Source organism: Mesorhizobium sp. M4A.F.Ca.ET.050.02.1.1, from assembly GCF_003997725.1.
Taxonomy (GTDB): domain Bacteria; phylum Pseudomonadota; class Alphaproteobacteria; order Rhizobiales; family Rhizobiaceae; genus Mesorhizobium.
The window spans coordinates 1-2,219 of sequence record NZ_RZSG01000910.1 but is presented as its reverse complement, the minus strand read 5'-3'; the positions used below and the strand labels follow the sequence as shown (position 1 = coordinate 2,219).

At 64.9% G+C, this 2,219-nt stretch carries 1 protein-coding gene and 1 pseudogene; one reads left to right on the top strand and one right to left on the bottom strand.

The features are described 5' to 3' along the window. Window positions 1–1,162 (top strand): annotated as a pseudogene (gene mgtE / locus EOA33_RS33025) (magnesium transporter); the annotation flags it as partial. Between the two features lie 43 nt (window positions 1,163–1,205). On the opposite strand, the gene EOA33_RS33020 reads toward mgtE, so the two are convergent. Continuing rightward, a partial coding sequence (locus EOA33_RS33020) for an FAD-dependent oxidoreductase (RefSeq protein ID WP_127407526.1) occupies window positions 1,206–2,219 on the bottom strand: 1,014 nt, incomplete at its 5' end.

Sequence of the window (2,219 nt, the reverse complement as noted above, 5' to 3'; positions counted from 1 at the left end):
ATCTTCGACCAGCCCGAGCTCGAAAGCGCGCCGGAGCTCGTCGAAGCCTTGCCGCGCGGTCGACATCCTGCGCGAGCTCGACGAGCCGGCGCGTTCCGAACTGCTCGGCACGCTCGCGCCGCCGCTGCGCGCGACGCTGCTTTCCATCCTCGGTTATCCCGAAGGCAGCGCTGCCTCGATCATGACGACGGAGTTCGTCAGCGTGCCGTCGGACTGGACCGTCGGCCGCACGCTCGACCACATCCGCAAGGTCGAGCGCACCCGCGAGACCGTCTATGCGATCTATATCGTCGATCCGCAAACGCACCTCCTGGTGCGCTCGACCGGACTGCGGCGTCTGATCACCGGCGAGCCTGGCGATCCGATCCTGTCGGTGGCGCCGGACCGCGAGCCGGTGACGGTCACGCCGCTGACCGATCGTGAGACGCTGGCGCAGACGATCTCCAAATACGACCTGCACGCTGTACCGGTCGTCGACCACGGCAAGATCCTCGGCATCGTCACCATCGACGACATCATCGACACGATGGTCGAGGAGACGACCGAGGACGTGCATCGCTTCGGCGGCATGGAGGCGCTCGACGAGCCCTATATGAAGATGGGCTTCCTCGCCATGATCCAGAAGCGAGCCGGCTGGCTCTGCGCCCTGTTCATCAGCGAGATGCTGACCGCCAATGCCATGCAAAGCTATGAAGGCGAGCTGGAGAAGGCGATCGTGCTGACGCTGTTCATCCCGCTGATCATGAGCTCGGGCGGCAATTCCGGCTCGCAGGCGACCTCGCTGGTCATCCGGGCGCTGGCGCTGCGCGAGATCGGCCTTGGCGACTGGTGGCGGGTGGCCCTGCGCGAACTGCCGACCGGCCTTGTGCTCGGGGCGATCCTCGGCGTCGTCGGCGTCTGCCGCATCACGCTGTGGCAGTATCTCGGCTTCTACAACTATGGCCCGCACTGGGAACTGATCGCGGCGACAGTGGGTGCCGCGCTGATCGGCATTGTCACCTTCGGCTCGCTCTCCGGGTCGATGCTGCCGTTCGCGCTGAAGCGCATCGGCTTCGATCCGGCAAGCGCCTCGGCGCCGTTCGTCGCCACGCTGGTCGATGTCACCGGCCTGGTGATCTACTTCTCGGTGGCGCTGGTGATCCTGCGCGGTACGCTGCTGTAGGCTTGAACATCCCACCGCCGGCTGTCGCCGGCGGTGGGTATCGTCAGACGCGCTCGCCGTTCTTCATCCGGTAGGTCGGCTTGTACATGGTGACCAGTTCTTCCGCCGCCGTCGGGTGCACGGCCATGGTGCGGTCGAAATCTTCCTTGGTCAGTCCTGCTTTCAGCGGAATCCCCAGAAGCTGCGCCATCTCGCCCGCATCCGGCCCGAGGATATGGGCGCCGAGCACCTTCCCCGAGGCACCGTCGACCACCAGCTTCATCAGCATCTTCTCGTCGCGACCGGACAGGGTGTGGCGCATCGGGCGGAAGCTGGCGCGATAAACCTCGATGTCGGCAAAGCGCTTGACCGCCTCGTCCTCCGACAGGCCGACGGTGCCGATCTCCGGCTGCGAAAACACCGCCGTCGGGATGGTGTCGTGGTCGGGCGCGGTCGGGTTGCCCTTGAAGGCGGACTCGATGAAGCACATCGCCTCATGGATCGCCACCGGCGTCAACTGCACGCGGTTGGTGACGTCGCCGATCGCCCAGATGTTGTCGATGTTGGTGCGCGAGTACTTGTCGACATTGATGGCGCCGGTCCTGGTGAGTTCGATGCCGACCCCTTCCAGGCCCATGTTCTCGGTGTTGGGGATGCGGCCGATGGCAAGCATTACCTGATCGACGGTCAGCACCTTGCCGCCGGTGACGAGCGCGTCCAGACGCCCGTCCGGCCGCTTGCGCACCCATTCCGACACCGCATGGCAAAGGATCTTGATGCCCTTCTTTTCCATGGTCTCGTGCAGTGTGCGCCTGAGGTCCATGTCGAAGCGCGACAGGATCTCCCTGCCGCGATAGACCAGAGTGGTGTCGACGCCGAGCCCATGGAAGATGTTGGCGAATTCGACGGCGATGTAGCCGCCGCCCTCGATCATGATTGCCTTCGGCAATTTCTTGAGGTCGAAAGCTTCGTTGGAAAAGATGCAGTGCTCATGGCCGACGAGGGCCGGATGCGGCGCCGGCCGGCCCCCGGTGGCGATCAGGATCTGGTCAGCGGTGACGGTCCGATCCTCCCCGAG